General features: G+C 44.0%; 19 protein-coding genes. All 19 read left to right on the forward strand.

Going from position 1 to position 21,273, the window contains the following annotated elements; genetic code table 11:
- Positions 1 to 9: 9 nt before the first annotated feature.
- The 19 genes from ruvA to AAAH86_RS10330 all read left to right on the forward strand — a co-directional run bounded on the left by ruvA (position 10) and on the right by AAAH86_RS10330 (position 21,272).
- Entirely contained in the window at positions 10 to 591 is a 582-nt protein-coding gene (ruvA, locus tag AAAH86_RS10240; protein WP_343487504.1) for a Holliday junction branch migration protein RuvA, read from the forward strand.
- Between the two features lie 5 nt (positions 592 to 596).
- Positions 597 to 7,742, forward strand: a complete 7,146-nt coding sequence (gene sprA, locus AAAH86_RS10245) for a cell surface protein SprA (protein WP_343487505.1) — start codon at positions 597 to 599, stop codon at positions 7,740 to 7,742.
- A 70-nt stretch (positions 7,743 to 7,812) separates the two neighbouring features.
- Positions 7,813 to 8,193: a glycine cleavage system protein GcvH gene (gene gcvH / locus AAAH86_RS10250; RefSeq protein ID WP_343487506.1), complete on the forward strand. Its 381-nt coding sequence runs from the start codon at positions 7,813 to 7,815 to the stop codon at positions 8,191 to 8,193.
- Complete coding sequence (locus AAAH86_RS10255; RefSeq protein ID WP_343487507.1) at positions 8,186 to 8,578, forward strand: VanZ family protein; 393 nt, start codon at positions 8,186 to 8,188, stop codon at positions 8,576 to 8,578. The genes gcvH and AAAH86_RS10255 overlap by 8 nt, the downstream gene beginning before the upstream one ends.
- 64 nt (positions 8,579 to 8,642) lie before the next feature.
- On the forward strand, positions 8,643 to 9,347 hold the full coding sequence (locus tag AAAH86_RS10260; protein WP_343487508.1) for an energy transducer TonB: 705 nt from the start codon (positions 8,643 to 8,645) through the stop codon (positions 9,345 to 9,347).
- Between the two features lie 168 nt (positions 9,348 to 9,515).
- Positions 9,516 to 9,722 carry a hypothetical protein gene (locus AAAH86_RS10265; RefSeq protein ID WP_343487509.1) on the forward strand — a complete coding sequence of 69 codons (207 nt, stop codon included), beginning with the start codon at positions 9,516 to 9,518 and terminating at the stop codon, positions 9,720 to 9,722.
- Between the two features lie 310 nt (positions 9,723 to 10,032).
- Entirely contained in the window at positions 10,033 to 10,932 is a 900-nt protein-coding gene (gene cyoE / locus AAAH86_RS10270; protein ID WP_343487510.1) for a heme o synthase, read from the forward strand.
- Between the two features lie 2 nt (positions 10,933 to 10,934).
- Positions 10,935 to 11,516 carry a cytochrome c oxidase subunit 3 gene (locus tag AAAH86_RS10275; RefSeq protein WP_343487511.1) on the forward strand — a complete coding sequence of 194 codons (582 nt, stop codon included), beginning with the start codon at positions 10,935 to 10,937 and terminating at the stop codon, positions 11,514 to 11,516.
- Between the two features lie 95 nt (positions 11,517 to 11,611).
- Positions 11,612 to 12,586 (forward strand): cytochrome c oxidase subunit 3, encoded by a 975-nt coding sequence (locus tag AAAH86_RS10280; protein ID WP_343487512.1) that lies wholly within the window; start codon positions 11,612 to 11,614, stop codon positions 12,584 to 12,586.
- 51 nt (positions 12,587 to 12,637) lie between these two features.
- The gene (locus AAAH86_RS10285) at positions 12,638 to 13,021 is read left to right on the forward strand and encodes a cytochrome C oxidase subunit IV family protein (protein ID WP_343487513.1); all 384 of its coding nucleotides are present in this window, start codon (positions 12,638 to 12,640) and stop codon (positions 13,019 to 13,021) included.
- 91 nt (positions 13,022 to 13,112) lie between these two features.
- On the forward strand, positions 13,113 to 13,748 hold the full coding sequence (locus AAAH86_RS10290) for a hypothetical protein (protein WP_343487514.1): 636 nt from the start codon (positions 13,113 to 13,115) through the stop codon (positions 13,746 to 13,748).
- Positions 13,726 to 14,469, forward strand: a complete 744-nt coding sequence (locus AAAH86_RS10295) for an SCO family protein (RefSeq protein WP_343487515.1) — start codon at positions 13,726 to 13,728, stop codon at positions 14,467 to 14,469. The genes AAAH86_RS10290 and AAAH86_RS10295 overlap by 23 nt, the downstream gene beginning before the upstream one ends.
- Position 14,470: 1 nt before the next feature.
- Positions 14,471 to 15,004 (forward strand): DUF420 domain-containing protein, encoded by a 534-nt coding sequence (locus tag AAAH86_RS10300; protein ID WP_343487516.1) that lies wholly within the window; start codon positions 14,471 to 14,473, stop codon positions 15,002 to 15,004.
- A gap of 76 nt (positions 15,005 to 15,080) precedes the next feature.
- Positions 15,081 to 15,275 carry a hypothetical protein gene (locus AAAH86_RS10305; RefSeq protein WP_343487517.1) on the forward strand — a complete coding sequence of 65 codons (195 nt, stop codon included), beginning with the start codon at positions 15,081 to 15,083 and terminating at the stop codon, positions 15,273 to 15,275.
- 106 nt (positions 15,276 to 15,381) lie between these two features.
- Positions 15,382 to 16,626: an ABC transporter permease gene (locus AAAH86_RS10310; protein WP_343487519.1), complete on the forward strand. Its 1,245-nt coding sequence runs from the start codon at positions 15,382 to 15,384 to the stop codon at positions 16,624 to 16,626.
- 71 nt (positions 16,627 to 16,697) lie between these two features.
- A complete protein-coding gene (locus tag AAAH86_RS10315; protein WP_343487521.1) occupies positions 16,698 to 17,957 on the forward strand; it encodes an ABC transporter permease in 1,260 nt (419 codons plus the stop codon).
- 182 nt (positions 17,958 to 18,139) lie between these two features.
- Positions 18,140 to 19,252 (forward strand): efflux RND transporter periplasmic adaptor subunit, encoded by a 1,113-nt coding sequence (locus AAAH86_RS10320; RefSeq protein WP_343487522.1) that lies wholly within the window; start codon positions 18,140 to 18,142, stop codon positions 19,250 to 19,252.
- A 96-nt stretch (positions 19,253 to 19,348) separates the two neighbouring features.
- On the forward strand, positions 19,349 to 20,053 hold the full coding sequence (locus tag AAAH86_RS10325) for an ABC transporter ATP-binding protein (protein WP_343487523.1): 705 nt from the start codon (positions 19,349 to 19,351) through the stop codon (positions 20,051 to 20,053).
- Positions 20,043 to 21,272: an ABC transporter permease gene (locus AAAH86_RS10330; protein WP_343487524.1), complete on the forward strand. Its 1,230-nt coding sequence runs from the start codon at positions 20,043 to 20,045 to the stop codon at positions 21,270 to 21,272. Before AAAH86_RS10325 ends, AAAH86_RS10330 begins: the two co-directional genes overlap by 11 nt.
- Position 21,273: the final 1 nt, after the last annotated feature.

Genomic DNA, 21,273 nt, shown 5'->3' on the forward strand with positions numbered 1-21,273 from the left:
ATCTAAAGAATGATCCACCACCTTAAGGGCAAACTTGTCGAAAAAAATCCAACCTACATTATCGTTGAGTGTAATGGGGTAGGCTACTTTTTGAATATTTCCTTGAACACGTTTTCAGCCATTCCCGATGAGGAAAGCATTTACATTTATACCCACCTGCAGGTGAGAGAAGATGCCCATACCCTTTTCGGTTTTGCCGAGAAGACCGAACGCGAAATCTTTCTGTTGTTGTTGTCGGTCTCGGGCATCGGGGCAAGTACGGCGCGAACCATGCTTTCATCACTGACACCAGAACAGGTTCGCGATGCCATTGCCACCGGCGATGTGGCCACCATACAGGCCGTGAAGGGCATTGGTGCAAAGACGGCCCAACGGGTCATCGTAGACCTTAAAGACAAGATTTTGAAAGTCTACGATATGGCCGAAGTTTCACCTGCATCAAACAATACAACAAAAGAAGAAGCGTTATCTGCATTAGAGGTTCTTGGTTTTACCAGACGGCAATCTGAAAAGGTGGTTGATAGGGTGATTCGGGAAGAAACCTCCCTAAGCGTCGAGGACATTATCAAACGGGCGCTGAAAAATTTATAAATAGTTTGAAAAGAGGGGCCAAACCGTTTCTTAAATCGTTTGTATTTAAGCAATACTTCCTATGTATTCTTTTCTTGGGGATTTCTGCAATTTCCCTGGGTCAAGACAGCATCCCACAAGCTCAGGATTCTGTCAAGACCGGGGTTTCCTTAGGAAAATTGGTTTTGGAAAACCCCGATAGCATTGTCTCCAAATACACCTATGACCCCGTTTCAGACCGCTATATCTACACCGAGAAAGTAGGTGATTTCAATATCTCGCACCCCATCATTTTGACCCCCGATCAATATTTTGAATTGGTGCGCAGAGAACAGATGAAAGGGTATTTCAAGGAAAAAATAGATGCATTTACAGGTAAGAAGGAAGGCAGTGAAGAAGGCCGTAAAAACCTGTTGCCCAACTTTTATGTCAATAGCAACTTCTTTGAGTCCATTTTTGGGGGCAATACCATTGAAGTGATTCCTCAAGGTTCGGTGGCGATGGATTTGGGCGTATTATGGCAGAAAAATGACAATCCGGCGCTTTCGCCCCGTAACCGTACCAACCTTTCCTTTGATTTTGACCAACGTATCAGTTTGAGCTTATTGGGCAAGGTGGGTGAACGATTGCAGGTGACCGCAAACTATGACACAGAAGCCACTTTTGACTTTCAAAATTTGGTCAAATTAGAGTATACCCCGACCGAAGATGACATCCTTAGAAAAATAGAAATCGGTAACGTGAACATGCCCCTCAACAGTTCACTGATTACCGGTGCCCAAAGTCTCTTTGGGGTAAAAACCCAGTTGCAGTTCGGTAAAACGACTGTGACTGCGGTTTTTTCAGAACAACGTTCACAGAACAACACCGTTGTTGCACAAGGCGGTGGTACCTTGAACGAATTTTCATTGACGGCCTTGGACTATGATGAGGACAAGCACTTCTTCTTGGCGCAATATTTCAGGGACAATTATGACCAAGCCTTGGCGAACTATCCATTCAAAAACAGTCCGGTTCTAATTACCCGTTTGGAAGTCTGGGTGACCAACCGCAACCAACAGACCTTGAACGTACGAAACGTGGTGGCGATACAAGATTTGGGGGAGGCGCTACCTGAACAAACCCGAATCAATACTATTGCTCCTGGTGCCCCTGGAGGTTTTTTCAACAATCCGGGCAATACATTTCCCAGAAATGACGCCAATGATTACAATCCAGAACAGATTGGCAGTGCCAGTGTATTGACCCAAAATATTCGTGATATCGCCACGGTCGAGCAGGGCTTTAATTTTGGCAATGGCTATCAGGCAAATCAGGGCTTTGACTATGCCATTTTAGAAAACGCCCGAAAATTGGAGGTCGGTCGAGACTATAGTTTTGACCAGCAACTGGGCTATATTTCGTTGAACCAACGCCTGAGCAATGACGAGGTCTTGGCTGTGGCGTTTCAGTACACGGCAAACGGACAGGTGTTTCAGGTTGGTGAGTTTGCCAATGGGGGTATTGATGCTACTACCGTTTCGGGTGGAGTCAACCCGATAGTGAACAACAACACCTTGGTGCTGAAATTATTGAAAAGCAACATTACCAATGTCAGTGATCCGATATGGGATTTGATGATGAAAAACATCTATGCCACCGGGGCCTTTCAGTTGAGCCAAGATGATTTTAAGTTCAACATTCTATATTCCGATCCCACCCCAAGAAACTACATCACGCCCGTTGAGCCTTTTCCTGCCGATGCGGCAGCCAATGGCAAACCCTTGGAAGAACGCATTTTGTTGAACGTTTTCAATCTGGATCGCTTGAACATTTATAACGATGTACAGGCGGGCGGTGACGGATTTTTTGATTATTTACCTGGCATCACCATTGATACCCGTTCGGGCAATATCATCTTTACCACAGTCGAACCTTTTGGTGAGTTTTTGTTCGAGTTATTGGATACGGGTGCTGAGGACTATAACCAACCAAGCACTTACAATGAGAACCAAAACAAATATGTATTCCGAAATCTGTACGAACTGACCAAGGCCGCTTCCTTACAGGATGCGGAGAAAAACCGTTTTCAGCTCAAAGGGCGCTATAAATCAGAGGGAAGCAACGGCATCCCCATTGGTGCCTTCAATGTGCCCCGCGGCTCGGTTCGGGTGACTGCTGGGGGGCGTCAGTTGCAAGAGGGCATCGATTATACAGTGAATTATCAAGCGGGTACGGTACAGTTGCTTGACCCCAGTCTCGAAGCTTCAAATACCCCTATAAGCATCTCAGTAGAAAACAATGCCATTTTTGGCCAACAGACTCGACGTTTTACGGGCATCAACGTAGAGCATCAATTCAACGAAAATTTTGTTTTGGGCGGAACGTTATTGAATCTGAACGAACGACCACTCACCCAAAAATCGAATTTTGGGGTCGAACCCGTGAACAACACCATCTTCGGTCTGAACGGAAATTTCAGTACCGAATTGCCCTTTTTAACTCGATTGGCCAACAAACTGCCCAACATCGATACCGATGTGCCATCAAATATATCCTTACGGGGTGAAGTGGCCTTTTTAAGGCCCAATTCTCCAAAGAATGCAGATTTTCAGGGGGAAACGACCACGTATTTAGATGACTTTGAAGGCGCACAGGCATTGATTGATATTCGCTCTTCCCTGGGCTGGTCGTTGGCAAGCCCGCCCGTGGAATTTGCCGATGGTCTCGACGGATTGGAAGTGGGCTATGAACGGGCCAAAATGTCTTGGTATACCATTGACCCTATTTTCTATACGAATCAACGGCCTTCTGGCATTTCTGACAGCGATATTTCTTTGAACGCAACACGCCGGGTATTCATAGATGAGGTATTTCCTGAAACTGATGTGGCACAAGGGCAGACCCAAGTACAAGGTACTCTGGATTTGGTGTACTATCCCAACATTAAGGGTCCGTACAATGCCAATCCAAGTTTTGATGGGAGTCCAGAGGATAATTGGGCAGGCATCATGCGCTCGCTGAGCAGCACCAACTTTGAGCAGTCAAATGTGGAGTTTGTGCAGTTCTGGGTGTTGGATCCCTATGTCGACGGCGATGCGACCAGTACCGGCGAATTGGTTTTGAACCTTGGGAATATCTCCGAAGATATTTTAAAGGATGGCCGCAAGCAATATGAAAACGGTTTGCCCGGACAGAACAGCAATGATTTGACGACCCCCACGGTCTGGGGCGAGGTGCCGGCCACACAGTCGTTGGTCTACGCCTTTGATGCCGATGAGACCAACCGAACGTTGCAGGATATCGGTTTTGATGGGTTGAACGATACTGACGAGGCGGTTATCTACAATGGTCCGGCAGAAGATCCCGCTTTGGACAATTACCAATATTACTTGAATCGTGATGGCGATATTTTGGAACGTTATTTTGATTTTAACAATCCTGACGGCAACTCGCCCGTTGCGGTGACAAATACCAATCGGGGTTCGACCACCTTGCCCGATGTAGAGGATGTGGACCGTGATTTGACCATGAACACGGTCAACAGCTACTATGAATACCGCATTGAAATAAAACCCAATACCACCATCAATGATCAGTATGTGACCGATATTCGTGAAGGTGTGGCAGGCAACATCCCTGACGGCACCCAGAGAAATTATCGTTGGATTCAATATAAGATTCCGTTGAGCGATTTTACGGAAGCGGTAGGGGGCATCACCGATTTTCGTAGTATCAGCTTTATGCGAATGTACCTCACAGGTTTTTCCAGTGATGTCGTGCTTCGTTTTGCAACCTTGGATTTGGTTCGTGGCGATTGGCGTACCTACACCAACACACTGCAACCCGATGTTGATAACGACCCTTCTGATGATGGTACGGTGACCGATGTGAACACGGTAAACATAGAAGAGAATGCCGGCCGAACCCCGATACCTTACGTATTGCCTCCTGGGGTTATCCGTGAACAGTTGAACAATAACAATACGATTATCCGCCAGAACGAACAATCGCTGTCGTTTGTGGTCGATAATCTTGAATCAGAGGACTCTCGCGGGGTGTTCAAAAATGTGAACATTGATATGCGACAGTACGAGCGCATCAAAATGTTCATGCATGCAGAAAAAATAATCGACTCTGATTATTCAAATGACGATACGCCTTTGGTCGGTTTTCTAAGGATGGGTACGGACTTTTCTGAAAACTTCTATCAGATTGAGTTACCATTACAATTCACTCCTTTTGGTTCTAGCGACCCAGAAATCATCTGGCCCAGCATCAATGAAATCGATATTGCCTTGTCCGATTTGAACAAGGTAAAATCACTGCGTATTAGCCAAAGTCAATCTGGTGTTCCCTTAAATGAACTGCGCTTTTTTGAAATTATTGACGGAGAAGTGGTCGAGGTAAATGAATTTGCACCCCGTACCTTGGGTAGAAACCGGATCGGTATCCGCGGTAACCCCTCTTTGGGAAGCATTCGCAGTATGATGGTGGGGGTGAAAAATATCGACGATGTGCCCGCCCGTGGTGAAGTGTGGTTCAATGAGTTGCGATTGGCAGGACTCGATAACAACGGCGGTTGGGCCGCCATCATGGCGTTGGATGCCAATATGGCTGACTTTGCCAATGTGACTGCGACGGGAGCACGAAGCACTTCAGGTTTTGGCTCCATCGACCAGATGCCGAATGAACGGCTGCGTGAAGATGCCATTTCGTATGATGTGGTGACCAATGTGAATGTGGGGCAGCTCTTTCCCCAAAAATGGAACTTGCAGATACCGTTCAACTATGGTATTTCAGAAAGTCTGATCACGCCCGAATTTGACCCTGTTTATGATGATTTAAAACTGGAGGACCGAATCGATGCTGCTGAAACTGCAGAAGATGCAGAGACCATACGTGAACAGGCTGAAGATTATACCAAACGCACCAGTATCAACCTGATTGGGGTGCGAAAAAATCGGGGCGAGGAAGCCAAAGAGAACTTCTTTGACATTGAAAATTTTACGTTCAACTATTCGTACAACGAAACCGACCATCGCGATTTTGAGATTGCCGAATTGCGGGATCAGAACGTTAATGCCGGATTTGTATACAACCATAATTTCAAGCCCGCCCCGGTGGCGCCTTTTGCCAAAAAAGACTCGTTGTTCATGAGCAAGTATTGGCGATGGTTGAAAGAATTGAATTTTAACGTGCTGCCCACCAGTCTTTCGGTAAACGCCAATTACAACCGCTCGTTCAACCAGCAACGTTTTCGTGATGTTTTGGAGCCTGGTGTTGAATCCTTGGATTTACCATTATTACAACAGCGAAACTACCTGTTCAACTGGCAGTATGCACTGAATTATAGCTTGACCAAATCATTGCGGGTACAGTTGACGGGTACGAACAATAACATCGTCAGAAACTACTTCAACAATCCTGGAGACCCAGATTCGGGAATCGACCAAGATTTGAATCTGTGGGATGGCTTTTTTGATATTGGCGAACCCAACCGCCATTCACAGCAGATGCAGTTGAATTATGAGCTGCCGTTTGATAAAATTCCGTTTATGGACTTTATCAATGCCCAGTACACCTACACCAGTAATTTTGATTGGCAGCGGGGTGGCGATGCTTTGGCGGAAGTGGCCCAAGAAGCTTTGAACGACCCTGATGCACAGATAAATACGGTGCAAAATGCCAATACCCATAATTTGACCGCCAACCTGACCATGCAGCGTTTTTACGATGCCATAGGGTTAAAGAAGCGTGATGGAAAGATACCCACCACGCAACGCGCCCCCGTACGAAGAGATAAAGCAGGCAATACAGTTGAAGGTGAGGATGAAAAGCCCCAAAAGAAAACGAGCAAGGCGTTCAACACCTTGATTGATATCGTGACCATGGTGAAACGAATCAATGTCAATTATTCTGAAAACAACGGCAAGGTATTGCCCGGCTACAACCAGTCCATTGGGTTTATCGGTACGGCCCGACCTTCCTTGGGCTTTGTGTTCGGTAGTCAGGCCGATGTACGCTTTGAGGCGGCCCGTAGGGGTTGGCTCACCACCTTTGATGGTTTCAATCAACAATATCTGGAGAACACAAACAAGCAGTTGGCCATTACGGCCACGGCGCAACCGACCCAAGATTTGACGATTGATTTGATTGCCGATCGTCAGATTTCAAACAGTACTCAAGAAACCTATGTGCCCGATCTGTGGGCCCAGGGGCAAACAGGTCTGGTCAACAGCTTTGGCAACTTTACCATCTCGACCATGATGTTGGGTACCGTATTCAACAAAAGCGATGAGTTTGATTCGGCAACCTTTGAGCAATTCAAGGAAAACCGGATTACCATCGCCAACAGAAGGGCTCAAGAAAGGGGCGACCCACAAGGTACGGCCGATGATTTTCCTACGGGTTATGGCGAGACTAGCCAAGACGTATTGCTTCCCGCTTTCTTTGCGGCCTATACGGGGCAAGATGCCGAACGGGTGAATTTGGATGTTTTCCGTGAAATTCCCATCCCCAACTGGAACATCAAATACACTGGCCTGATGAAGAACAAATGGTTCAGAAAGAAATTCACCCGCTTTTCATTAAGCCATGGCTACCGTGCTGCCTATAGCGTGAACAACATCCAAACCAATCTGAATCTTCAAAATGGGAATACAAATCCTGAAAATGGTGATTTTTTACCTCAGAATATCATCAATAATGTGGTATTGAATGATGCGTTCAATCCGTTGATTCGTTTTGATTTTGAGATGAAGAACTCCTTTAGCTTTTTGGCCGAGGTACGTACCGACCGTACACTTTCATTGAGCTTTGACAATAGCCTGCTGACCGAGATCAATGGACAGGAATACACCTTGGGCTTGGGCTATCGCTTTAAGGATGTCAAGTTTGTCACCAATATTGGTGGAGAACGCACGCGTCTAAAGGGTGACCTGAACCTCAAGGCCGATCTGTCGCTTCGGGATAATATTACCATCATCAGAAATCTGGATATTGACAACAACCAAATCACCTCGGGCCAACAGTTGATGAGCATCAAGTTTACGGCCGATTATGCCTTGAGCCGGCAATTGAATGCACTGTTCTTCTATGACCATTCGTTCTCTCAATTTGCGGTCTCCACGGCCTTCCCGCAGACAACTATCAACACAGGCTTTACCCTTCGTTACAATTTTGGAAATTAAATTCTTTGTCAAAGTTTGAAACTTTGACAAAGATTGGGTTAATTTGTTCGCACTTCAAAACAATGCTATAATGAACATACCTTCCGAATTAAAATATACCAAAGACCACGAATGGATTAAAATTGATGGCGATGTCGCCACGGTCGGCATTACCGATTTTGCTCAAGGCGAATTAGGTGATATTGTCTATGTTGAAATAGAGACCCTAGATGAGACCATGGACCGTGAAGAGGTGTTTGGCACGGTTGAGGCCGTCAAGACCGTATCCGACCTGTTTTTACCGCTCAGCGGCGAAATCATAGCATTTAATGAAGCTTTGGAAGATGAGCCTGAAAAAGTGAACGCAGACCCTTATGGCGAAGGTTGGATGGTCAAAGTGAGGTTCAATAATGCTGATGAGATTGATGATCTGTTGAGCGCCGAAGATTACAAAGCATTGATTGGTGCTTAAAAAAAATGTTTACACCATTCTATTCGTAGGCTGGGCACTGTTCATTACAACACTCAGCTTATTTTCTTTCTCCAGTATTGAAACGGGTGGTGTCGACATTCCGCATATAGACAAAATCACACATTTCTTTTTTTATTTTTTCTTCGTCATATTGGCATATTTGTCCCTCGGAGAGAAATATAAAAACAGAAGTTCGTCCACTGGCATAATTGTGCGTATCGTTCTTTTTGCCATTTTCTATGGCCTGCTCATTGAAGGGTTACAGTGGTTAATGCCATACGGGCGGGCGGCCGAAATTTGGGATGCATCAGCCAATGCACTCGGGGCCATATTGGGCGGTTTGCTCACTAAAACGTATATTTCACGTACTTACAAGCCAAAATGACCCATTATTAGTTGCTTTTTATAGCAATTAATAATTAAATTAGCCAATACTAAAATCAGAACGTATGGAACCGAAAAAGAATCCAAAAGCAGATGTAGGCAAAAACAGCACCCTGTATTTCATGATAGGGTTGGCCGCCGTAATGGGTATCGTGTATGCCGCGATGGAATGGAAAAAATACGATAAGTCCAATGACTATGACATTGCATTGAATGTTGAAGACACATTGGATGAAGAAGTGCCGATGACCGAGCAGATCAAGACACCGCCACCGCCACCGCCACCTGCGGCTCCCGAGGTGATTGAGGTTGTCGAAGATGAAGAGGAAGTTGAAGAAACCGTTATTGAATCAACCGAAACGAGTCAAGAAGAAGAGGTGATGGAAGTGGAAGATGTAGAAGTTGAGGAAGTCGATGAAGACATTTCGGTACCTTTTGCAGTAATTGAAGACGTTCCGATATTTCCGGGTTGTGAAGGTTCCAGCAATAAAAAAGCCTGTTTTCAAGAAATGATGCAAAAGCATATCCGTAAAAACTTCCGTTATCCTGAGATTGCCCAAGAAATGGGCGTACAGGGTAGGGTGTCCGTAATGTTCACCATACAAAAAGACGGTAGTATCGGTAACATCAGAATGCGTGGCCCCGACAAAAATTTAGAGGCAGAAGCACTTCGTATTATCAAGAAGTTGCCAAAAATGACCCCCGGTAAGCAACGGGGTCGAGCAGTAAAGGTTCCTTTTAGTATTCCGATTACGTTTAAACTGCAGTAATTGTTCTCAACAATATTATTTTTAACCCTGGCTGAAAAGTCGGGGTTTTTCATTTTTCCTACCGTCCGACTTGATAGGCAATTCTTTAAAACAGCGTATTTTGTCGAAATTATGCACGCATAATCACATTCTTTATAAGATTCCAGATTGTCAGACGTTTATAAGAAAATGGCTACGAAAAGACCAAATGCAAAAGTAGTGGAGAAGGTGCGGGGCAAACTGGAGTCCAAAGGCTTGCTTACGGCCGCTGCAATTCAAGAATTACGGGACAACCTGAAAAAGAAAAGGGAAGAGGCAAAGTTCTACGATCTTGCAAAAAAACGGGAGTTGGATGAGACCATTTCTGCCCTCAATCACCTTTTAGATACGATTTGAATGCATTATAAAAAGCAGCCCGCCCCCGACATCTGACCCGGGGTGTCCACGAATGCATTCATATTGGTTTTTCCGGTTACGGGTTGGCAAGCTGCATTATCATCAAAAATTCAAGGCCACAAATAATAAGTAGTGATTTCTTGACTTCTCACGGCCAATCTAAGAAGATTGCTATAATAAGAAAAGTAAAATTCCTACAATTCGATGAAATTCACCTTTAAGTTGCATTAAGTTCTCGAACACGATTACTTTGGTCGCGTTGCAAAACAACCTCTTGTAGCCTATCTTTGCAGGCCAATAAAACGATTACATGAAGTCGGCGGTAACTACGGTCAAAAGTTCATCTTGGGCCATGCTTTTTACTGATTTTAAAGAAATCACCAAGGTGCGGTTGGCTGTCAGTGTCGTTTTCTCTTCATTGGCCGGCTATTTCTTGGGGGCTTACACCATTGACCTTTTTTCAGTAGTGCTTTTGGCCTTTGGTGGCTATTGTATGGTCGGTGCATCAAATGCATTCAACCAAGTCATCGAAAAAGATTTGGATGCGTTGATGAAGCGAACCCGCAATCGACCCATACCCTCAGGTCGAATGTCGGTAGGCAACGCCATGACCATCGCCATTGCCATGACATTGCTTGGCGTGATGGCACTGTATGTCTTGAGCCCGAAAACGGCCATGTTCGGAGCCATTTCCATCTTTTTGTACACCTGTGTCTATACGCCATTGAAAACGGTGACACCATTGGCTGTCTTTGTAGGGGCGATTCCGGGGGCCATACCCTTTATGTTGGGTTGGGTCGCTGCAACCAATGATTTTGGCATTGAGCCTGGCACCTTGTTCATGATTCAATTTTTTTGGCAATTCCCACATTTTTGGGCGTTGGGCTGGATGCTCGATGAAGATTATAAACGAGGCGGATTCAAAATGCTTCCCACAGGTAAAAAGGACAAAGGCACCGCTTTGCAGATTATTTTGTACACCATTTGGATGATTGTGATTTCCTTAATGCCAGTTTTTGGCTTTACGGGTAGACTGCATCTTTCCATCCCTGCAGGAATCATTGTACTGTTGATGGGGTTGGCCATGTTGTTTTTTGCCTTTAGGCTTTATGAAAAAAGAGATAATAGTTCAGCTAAAAAACTGATGTTGGCCAGCGTCAGTTATATCACTTTGATGCAGGTGGTTTACGTAATCGATAGCTTTATTTAAATATGGATTTAACACAAGGAACAGATAGACAAAAGCACGAACGCTCAAAAAAGATGATGCTTTGGTTTGGCATCGGCAGTCTGATCATGGGCTTTGCGGGGTGGACAAGCGCTTATATCATCAGCAGCAAACGCGATGACTGGCTGCAAGATTTAGAACTGCCTTCCGCATTTTTTATAAGTACGGCGGTTTTGATATTGAGTAGCGTAACGTACATTTTGGCAAAAAGAGCGGTCAAAGGCGATGATCAAAAGATGGGATCTATCTGGCTGATGGTCACATTGGTGCTTGGCGGAATTTTCGTTTCGCTACAGTTCTATGGCTTTTCGCAAATGTTGGCCAAAGGCTATTTTTTTACCGGCCCCACGAGCAACATCAAAATGTCGTATGTTTTTTTGATTGCATTTGTGCATATTCTGCACGTGGTCGCCGGATTGATTTCATTGCTGGTGGTAATCACACAACAACTGCGAGGAAAATATGGCCCAAAGAATATGTTGGGATTGGAACTTGGGGCCACCTTTTGGCATTTTTTAGACATCCTCTGGATTTACCTCATATTGTTCATGTACTTTGTAAAATAATCAACACAAAAGCGAGTTTTCCTTTGAGATTGACTTTTAGAATACATCAAAACGATTTAACTTTGCTAACGTTTTATTAAAACAACACCTTTTTTATGGAAACAGCGGTAAGTACCAATTCTGAAGAAAGCGTTTGGGGCGGTGGAAATAGACCCTTGGGTGCCAGTTATGGCAAATTGATGATGTGGTTTTTCATTGTCTCTGATGCGTTGACCTTTTCAGGTTTTCTGGTTTCTTACGGTTTTTCAAGGTTTAAGTTTATAGAGACTTGGCCGATTGCCGATGAGGTATTTACCCACGTACCCTTTTTTCATGGCAATTATCCGATGATTTATGTCGCTTTTATGACTTTCATTCTCATCATGTCATCGGTAACCATGGTACTAGCGGTTGATGCCGGGCATCGCATGATGCAGAAAAAGGTGATTCTTTACATGTTTCTCACCATCATCGGGGGCGCCATTTTCGTGGGCTCGCAAGCATGGGAGTGGGCCACGTTCATCAAAGGTGATTTTGGTGCGCTTGAGACCAAAGGGGGTCGAATACTTCAATTTGTCAATGCAGAAACGGGTGAAAGAGCAGCTTTGGCCGATTTTGCCAAAACCTTGCCTGAAGATAGGGTGGCACACGAAGATAACGTTGGCGTATGGTATGACGAAGAGGGGTATCAGACATCATTTTCATTGAATGAGGTGATTGCAGGTTTTCAAGCCAGTCCAAATATTTTGGTGCGCACCGAGACCATCAATGAAGAGGGTGAAAAGACATTGTTGAACCGTCAAGAATCGTTGGGGCGTTTGAAAGATGCCGTTCGGGTCGTTGAGGGTGCAAACCTTATCCGTAATGAGTATGGCAGCCGATTGTTCGCCGATTTTTTCTTTTTTATCACAGGCTTTCACGGCTTTCACGTATTCTCAGGCGTGGTTATCAACATCATCATATTTTTCAACATCATTTTGGGCACCTACGAACGCAGGGGCCATTATGAAATGGTAGAGAAAGTAGGGCTGTACTGGCACTTTGTCGATTTGGTCTGGGTATTCGTATTTACATTTTTCTATTTGGTATAAATTCATTGTCATTCCCGCGAAGACGGGAATCTTATTGAACATATTTGACACATGGCACACGAACATAAATTAGAGATATTCAGGGGGCTTTTGAAGTTTAAGTCAAACACCCAAAAAATATGGGGCGTTTTGATTTTTCTTTCCATTGTTACGGCAGTAGAAGTCATTCTCGGTATTTACAAACCTGAAATATTGACCAAGAACTACTTTGTAGGGATGAAGTTGTTGAACTGGATTTTCATCATCTTGACCTTGGTCAAGGCATATTACATTGCATGGGATTTTATGCACCTGCGTGATGAAAAAAGCTCTCTAAGACGCGCCATCGTCTGGACGCCCATTTTCTTGGTCGCATATTTGGTTTTCATATTGCTCTACGAAGCCGACTACATTTATAATGTGTTCAAGGATGGTTTTATGGCATGGAATTTTTAGAATCCAGAACAAGTTACAAAGGCGGTCGTTGACCGCTTTTTTTGTGCCCGCAATTATGGGAAATGTTTGTGTCAGGTCGTAAATTTGCAGCATGAAGAAGACTGTCGTTCTTTTGATACTTTTTGTTCTTCCTTTAGTGGCCTATCTCTTTTTTGCCTCTGGGGTCAATAATTTTGGAAGGCTTCCCATTCTTCAAGAAAACATTACTGATGTAGCCAAGCATAATGCTGAAGTATCGCTTAACAATAAGATTACGGTCTTGGGTTTTTTGGGTGAGGATATCGAAAATAGAAAGGGCAACGCTTTTAACCTCAACCAAAAGATTTACAAGCGCTTTAACGGCTTTGATGACTTTCAATTGGTCATGATGGTTCCTAAAGGTACAGAGGCCAAAGTAGCAGAACTTAAAAAGGAACTGGGCACTTTTACCGACATCACCAATTGGAATTTTGTTTTTGCATCCCCTGAAGAGATTAAAAGTTTCTTTGAGATGCTCGGCACAGATGATGTACTGGATGAAACCTTGGCAACACCCTATGTTTACATCATTGATAAACAACGAAACCTTCGCGGTCGTGATGACGATGAAGACGAGGGCGTGAAGTATGGTTTTGATACCAGTAAGGTGGCCGACCTCAACAATAAAATGGAAGATGATGTGAAAATCATCTTGGCAGAATATCGTTTGGCTCTAAAAAAGAACAATGCCGACAGGAGCAAAAAATAAAAGAAAATATAACTATATCTGGGTGTCACTGGTCATTTTGATTTTTGGCATCATTTTCGTTCCAAAGATTGTCAATCGGTTGAAATCGGATGCTGTTGTAAAGAATGATCGCATGGCAAATGCCATGGTTGAAAAAGAATTGGCGTTTATCTTTAACGAGGGCAAGAGGAGAAAGGTTCCTGAGTTTTCTTTTTTCAATCAAGACAGTGTGTTGATTTCAAATAAAGACTATTTGGGCAAGGTGTACGTGGTTGAATTTTTCTTTACCACCTGCCCGACCATTTGCCCCATCATGACCAAGAACTTGGTGGAACTGCAGCATACATTTTCTGATGAGGAAGATTTTGGCATTGCATCGTTCACGATCAATCCACGGTACGATACGCCCAAAGTATTGGAAGAATATGCTGAGAAATATGACATTGAAGCTAAAGATTGGCATTTTTTGACCGGTGAAAGGGATAAAATTTACCAACTGGCCAATGTAGGATTTTACATGGTGGCCAATGAAGATGAAGATGCCCCTGGGGGGTTTGAACATTCCGGCCTCTTCGCATTGGTCGATAAAGAAGGGTATTTGCGATCGCGGATGGATGAATATGGCAACCCTATCATCTATTATCGCGGTACGATACCTGAAGAAGAGGGGGTGAACGACCATGGCGAACCACAGCAGATCACCATGTTGAAAGAGGACATCAAAAAATTGCTTGCAGAATAACATGAACACGGTTACAGCAAAAGAAAAGCGAATCAAGATTTGGATAACGGTATTGTCCATTGCCATACCTTTGGTAGTGGCCGTACTGTTTCGGTATAAGATTCCGAATGCAACGCCCTTGACTTTTTTACCACCCATCTATGCCACCATCAACGGGCTGACGGCAATACTTTTGGTGACAGCAGTGGTTTCAATAAAAAATGGGCGACAGCGACTGCATCAAAATTTGATGACCACATGCATAGCACTATCATTGGCCTTTTTGGTCATGTACGTGGCCTACCACATGACTTCAGAGTCAACTTCTTATGGCGGCGATGGTTTTCTAAGATATGTTTACTTTTTAATCTTGGTTTCCCACATTGTACTTTCCATTGGGGTAATTCCGCTCGTATTGATCACGTATAGCAAGGCCTATTTGAAAGATTTTCAAAAGCATCGCAAATGGGCTAAAGTGACCTTTCCCATTTGGCTGTATGTCGCCGTTACCGGAGTGATTGTGTATTTAATGATTTCACCTTATTATGTTCATTAAAAAACAAAAACGAAGCTCCTCCCCCTGGGGAGGTGTCTCGACCTTTTTGTCGAGACGGAGGGGGTTTTTAGTATTCATGACGCTCTTTTTATTTGTTATTACTTCCACCGAAGCCCAATGCTCTATGTGCCGTGCCGTATTGGAAAGCGAAGCCGATGGCAAGACCGCCGAAGGCATCAACAATGGCATCTTGTACCTGATGGCGATTCCCTATCTCATTGTCGGCGGATTGTTCTTTTTTGTGTATAGAAGGCTTCGAAAATCCAACTGAGCCACAGTTTTAACAAAAAATTTGACGTTATACTGTAACAATACTTGCTAACTTATGTCTTATTGTTGTACGCTAGCGTATTTCATCAATCATCAAACCAACCATTATGTTCGACATCGAAAGGTGGCAAGAGATATTTGACACTATCCGCAAGAACAAACTCCGCACTTTTCTCACGGGGCTTTCGGTGGCTTCCGGTATTTTTATATTGGTTATTTTATTGGGTTTTGGGCAAGGCATGCGAAACGGTATTGAGCATGAGTTCAAGCAAGATGCGACCACAAGTATCTGGGCATGGCCCGAAACCACTTCAAAAGCGTATAAAGGGCTCAATCCAGGTAGAAGAATTCAATTCAAGAATACTGATTTTGAAACAGCGGGCAGAATGTTCAACGATAACATTGAATACGAGTCACCGAGGGTTTTTGTACGCGAGGTCACCGTCAACTATGGCAACGAATCTCTGGTGTACAGCATACAGGGGGTGTCCTCAGAATTTCAATTTATTGAAGGATTTTCAACTGTTGAAGGACGCTTCATCAACTATAAAGATGAGGCTTCTTTGGGTAAGGTTGCCATTATCGGAAAAAAAATCAAGCAAGATGTCTTTAAGGACGTTGAAACCCCTATTGGTGAAATCATTGATGTTTCAGGTATTCGATTCACCATTATAGGGGTTTTTAAGGAACAAAACGATAGGGAAGAAGAACGTATCTACATTCCCATTACCACGGCACAACGAGTGTTTACCGGAGACGATAAATTGAATACCCTTTCGTATACGCTCCCCCCGGTTGAAAATTTTGACCAAGCTGTTGCGCAGGCTGTCAACTTTAAGGATAATCTCAGAAATTATCTGAAAGAAGAGCACGTTGTGGCACCAGAAGATGAATCAGGGGTACAGGTATGGAGCGCCTTGGAAGAGGCCAAACGGTATTACGGCATCACCAACAACATGAAACTGTTTTTCTGGTTTGTGGGTGTCTGTACCATCATTGCGGGCGTAGTTGGGGTAAGCAACATTATGCTCATCGTGGTCAAGGAACGTACACGTGAAATCGGTATTCGAAAAGCTTTGGGGGCCAAACCCTGGTCGATTGTGGGCATGATCATGCATGAGTCCATTTTCGTGACAGCAATTTCAGGATTTGCAGGATTGATTTTCAGTATGTTGCTGCTGGAGTTTCTGGGGCCGCATGTTCAAATTGAATATGTGCTCAATCCCTCGGTCAATTTTAATGTGGCGTTTTCCACAGTTTTGGTGCTCGTGATAGCAGGTGCATTGGCAGGGTTGATTCCCGCCTTGAGGGCAGCACGGGTGCAAGTGGTAGAATCACTAAGGGATGAATAAAATAATTGTCCCCTTCTTGTCTCCGACGAGCGATTTTAGGAACGAGAGGAAGACATACTTTAGACATAACTATGTTCAACAAAGATAGATGGCAAGAAATTATTGAGGTGTTGACCAGCAATGTTGGGCGTACCATCTTGACCGCTTTTGGCGTGTGTTGGGGCATTTTTATCTTGATAGTGCTACTGGCCGCTGGTAAAGGCTTTGAAAACGGTATCCGTGCAGATTTTGGGGATATCGCCACCAATACGATGTTCATGTGGACCCGCAGAACCACAAAACCCTACGAAGGGCTTCCAAAAGATAGAAGCTTTGAATTCAAAGTAAGTGATGTGCAGGCCTTATGGGACAACGTGCCCAATCTAAAATACATATCCCCGAGAAATCAACTGGGCGGGTTTCGTGGTGGTGGCAATGTCATCAGGGGCATACGTGTTGGCGCTTACAATATCTATGGAGATTATCCAGAGATTATCAACCAAGACCCCATGACAGTGACCTCGGGCCGTTTCATCAATCATAACGACATCGAATCCAAACGAAAAGTGGCTGTCATCGGTCTTGGCGTTAAATCTGAGCTTTATGAAAAAGGCGAAGAGGTTCTGGGAAGCTATATCAAGATTCAAGGTGTCAATTTTATGGTCATTGGCACGTACAAAAAGAAAAATAACGATGGTGATGGCGAGGAAGCCCAAAAACAGATTTTTGTTCCTTTTACTGCTTTTTCCCAAGCGTTCAACCAAGGCGAAGATGTAGGTTGGATGGCCATTACCGCCCATGATGGCAGCTCCATCTCCGAACTTAAAGAAAGCATTATTGATGTCATGCGTGAGCGTCATAAAGTGCATCCCGAAGACAATCGTGCCATCGGGTATTTTGACCTTTACGAACAGTTCAATCGGGTTGAAAGCTTGTTTGTGGGCATCAAGGCCATTGCCTACATCGTGGGCATCATGGTTTTGCTATCTGGAATTATCGGGGTGAGCAACATCATGCTCATCGTGGTCAAAGAACGCACCAAAGAAATCGGAATACGCAGGGCATTGGGAGAGAAACCCTGGTCGATAAAAATGCAGATATTGATGGAATCTGTTTTTCTTACCATCATATCGGGAATGGTGGGCATCATTTTCGGCTCCCTTGTCATTTATGGCATTAATTCATTGTTGGACAGTGCTGGTCCTGTGGATATGTTCATCAACCCAAGTGTGAGTGTCGGGGTGGTAAGTGGCGCCTTGACAATCTTGATGGTTTCCGGTCTTTTGGCCGGATTTATACCCGCCAACAGCGCAATTAAAGTGAGACCCATTGAAGCTTTGCGTACAGAATAAAAAGTAATCGATCAATCAAATAAACCATAAAATCAAATGAAACGAACATGAATTTTTTTAATCAAAGATTTACACAGTACAATGATTAAAATAAATTCATGTGAGAACGAGTGCAGCGAGTGGTCGCATGGGTTCTCAAATTTTTAAATAACTCATTTATAGTAGTTGAAAATTTTAAACACATGAAAAAGTCAGTAACCATTATCATCTTGTTGCTCATCGTACTGGTATTCGGGGGTGCGATGTACTATTTATACCAAAAAAATTCAGAAGATCCGGTAACCTATGAGACAGAGCAACCCTCTAAAATGACCATTGTCAAAAAGACCGTTGCGACCGGAAGCATCCTTCCCCTTGAGGAAGTACTCATCAAACCCAATATTTCAGGGGTCATTGAAGAAGTGTACGTTGAAGGCGGCGATTATGTCAAGACAGGCGATTTGTTGGCCAAGATTAAAGTGGTCCCCAATTTAAACGCCCTGAACGATGCCAGAAATACCATTGATGACGCCAAAATCACGTTAAATGACCAAAAAAGAAATTATGAGCGTCAGCTTTCACTGTTCAACAAAGGGGTCATCTCACAAGCAGATTTAGAAAGGGCACAGGTCACCTATGACCAGGCGAAGCAAGCCTTCTCTGCGGCCAATAAACGCTTTGACATTGTCAGCACGGGTACTACGAGCGGTTATCGCAATGCGGCAAATACCCTTATCCGTTCTACGGTGAGCGGTATGGTACTTGACGTGCCTGTTGAGAAAGGAAACCAGGTCATCGAGAGCAATAACTTCAATGAGGGCACGACGATTGCGGCCATAGCCGATGTGGAAAAGATGATCTTTGAAGGCAAAGTGGATGAATCAGAGGTAGGAAAAATAAAAGAAGACCTTCCGCTTGAAATCACTGTTGGGGCCATAGAAGACCAAATTTTTCCCGCGGTGTTGGATTATATCGCTCCCAAAGGGGAAGAAGAAAATGGCGCCATTCAATTCGAAATAAAGGGCACGTTGACAAAGCAGGACACCACCTTTATCCGGGCTGGCCTTAGTGCAAACGCTTCCATTATATTGGCCCGGGCAGACAGTGTTTTGGCACTTAAGGAAGCCTTGGTGCAATTTGACACCGAAACTAAAAAACCTTTTGTCGAAGTCGCCACTGGCGAGCAGCAATTTGAGCGCAAAGAAGTAGAGCTGGGCATTAGTGACGGTATTTTTGTCGAAGTCAAGTCAGGGCTCACCCAAGATGACAAAATCAAGGTTTGGAATATCGTAGATCCTGAGGAGGAAATCAACTAAGGTTTAACAAAATATTTAATCAATTCTTGTAACAAATTAACATCTTGTAAGTCCTATTTACAGGGTTTCCAAATCAAGATAGCTAACACACCAATCATGATAGAAATTAAAGATCTTCACAAATCCTATAAAATGGGGAACAACTCCCTTCATGTTTTAAAAGGATTGAACTTTTCGATAGCTGATGGCGAATTGGTTGCCATCATGGGATCGTCGGGATCGGGCAAGTCGACGCTTTTGAATATTTTGGGAATGTTGGATGAAGCAGACTCCGGAGAATATATTTTAGATGGGGTTCCCATTAAAAACTTGAGCGAAACCAAGGCTGCACAATACCGAAACCGTTTTTTGGGATTCATTTTTCAATCCTTCAACCTGATCAACTATAAGAATGCAGTTGAAAACGTGGCATTGCCGCTGTACTATCAGAAAGTGCCAAGAAAAGAACGACAAGAAAAAGCACTGAGCTATTTAGAACAGGTCGGGCTTAAAGAATGGGCACACCATTTGCCCAATGAACTTTCAGGGGGCCAAAAACAACGTGTCGCCATCGCAAGGGCCATGGCAGCCGAACCCAAGGTACTGTTGGCAGATGAGCTTACAGGGGCATTAGACAGCACCACTTCGTATGAGATAATGGATCTTATCCAAAAGATAAATGATGAGGGAAATACCATCTTGGTGGTCACCCACGAAGAAGATATTGCCCACATGTGCAAACGAATAGTGCACTTGAAGGATGGTGTTATTGAGAAAGATGAAAAAATCAAACAAGTAAGGGCATCAGCTTATGTTCAGTAGAGATACTTGGCAAGAAATATTCATTTCAATCAAAAAGAACAAGCTGCGTACATTCCTTGCGGGGTTTACAGTGGCCTTGGGCATTTTGATTTTCGTATCCCTGGTTGGCCTTACCAACGGTCTTCGGAATACTTTCGAGGAGTTTTTCAATGACGATGCAACCAATACTTTTTTTCTCTTTCCCGGTAGAACAAGCATTCCCTATAAAGGATACAAATCAAACAGACAGATAGAGTTCGACAATTCTGACTTGGCCGATATCAAGAAGAATTTTGCCATGTTCTTAGAGTACGTGACCCCGAGAATCAGCAGGCAGGCTTTGGTGAAATACCGTGAGGAATCAAACAACTACAATACAAGGGCAGTAGGTCCTGGGCATCAATTCAATGAAAAGACCATCATGATGAAGGGTCGGTATCTCAATAAAGAAGATATTGACAATAGAACCAAATATGCCGTGATTGGTCGATTGGTCGAGCAAGATCTGTTTGGGGCAAAGAATGCCATTGGGAATTATATCGATATTTCAGGAAGCGCATTCAAGGTCATCGGGGTTTTTCAAGACGATGGGGGCGATAATGAAGAACGCTACATTTACATTCCGTACACAACACGCCAATTGATAGAAAAAAATACAGATAAGATTGATCAGATCATTCTGGGCTTTAAACCCGAAATTGGCTACGCGGGTGCAATGGGGTTTGAGAACACCCTCGATAAATTCTTACGCGATAAAAAATATATAAGTCCTGAAGACCCCAATGGAATATTTATCAGAAATGTTGCGGACCAACTGAAACAAAATCAGCAGTTTGCCAATATTTTGGCCATTGTGGCTTCCGTCTTTGCATTGGGAACACTCATTGCGGGCATCATCGGCATCAGTAATATCATGTTGTTCGTGGTCAAAGAGCGCACAAAGGAAATCGGCATACGGAAGGCCATGGGTGCAACCCCGGCTTCGGTCATCAGCTCGATATTGATAGAATCAGTTTTTATCACCACAATCTTTGGCTATTTGGGCATGTTTGTGGGTATTGCAGTATTGCAATCCATTGGCACGAGCCTTGAAGATTTTTTCATCAAGAATCCTTACATCAACACTGGTTTGGCCATTTTGGCCACGATTTTCTTGATTGTTTTTGGAGCCTTGGCAGGATATATCCCCGCGAGACGGGCAGCACGAATCAAGCCCATTGTGGCCTTAAGGGATGAGTAGT

The organism is Allomuricauda sp. d1, from assembly GCF_039592695.1.
GTDB lineage: Bacteria > Bacteroidota > Bacteroidia > Flavobacteriales > Flavobacteriaceae > Flagellimonas_A.